General features: G+C 69.5%; 1 protein-coding gene. It reads right to left on the bottom strand.

The window, feature by feature from the left end; translation table 11 throughout:
• A partial coding sequence (locus H7U32_RS10065; protein ID WP_204469893.1) for a [Fe-Fe] hydrogenase large subunit C-terminal domain-containing protein occupies positions 1–465 on the bottom strand: 465 nt, incomplete at both ends.

Below are 465 nucleotides of genomic sequence, written 5' to 3' on the forward strand. Positions count from 1 at the left end.
GCCCAGGCCCATGATCCCGGCGGAGGACATGGGCTCCAGCTCCTCCAGCTCCCGCATGGGACCCAGCAGCCGCAGGTAGATGTCCCGGATGGCAAAGGCCCCGTCCAGCACCGGCTGGCTCAGCCCCTCGGACACCCGGGCCGCCGTCACCTTGGAGGAGCAGGGCACAATGGCGAACACCCCGATGCGCTCCGGCGGCAGGCCGGTCTCCTCCGCCGCCTCCCGCCGGGCCAGAATGGCCGCCAGCTCCATGGGCAGGATGGTGGAGGCCACATGGTCCATCAGCTTGGGAAAGCGCATCCGGATCAGCCGCAGCACCGTGGGGCAGGAGGAGGAGATCTGGGGGGTTACCGCCGGCGGCCCGGCCTTGATGGTCTGCCGCTCGTAGTCGGAGAGCATCGCGGCGGCCTTGGCCACCTCGTACACCCGATGAAAGCCGATCTTCAGCAGGGCGTTGAGCACCAC

The sequence above is a fragment of the Bifidobacterium pullorum subsp. saeculare genome, assembly GCF_016899725.1.
Taxonomy (GTDB): domain Bacteria; phylum Actinomycetota; class Actinomycetes; order Actinomycetales; family Bifidobacteriaceae; genus Bifidobacterium; species Bifidobacterium pullorum_C.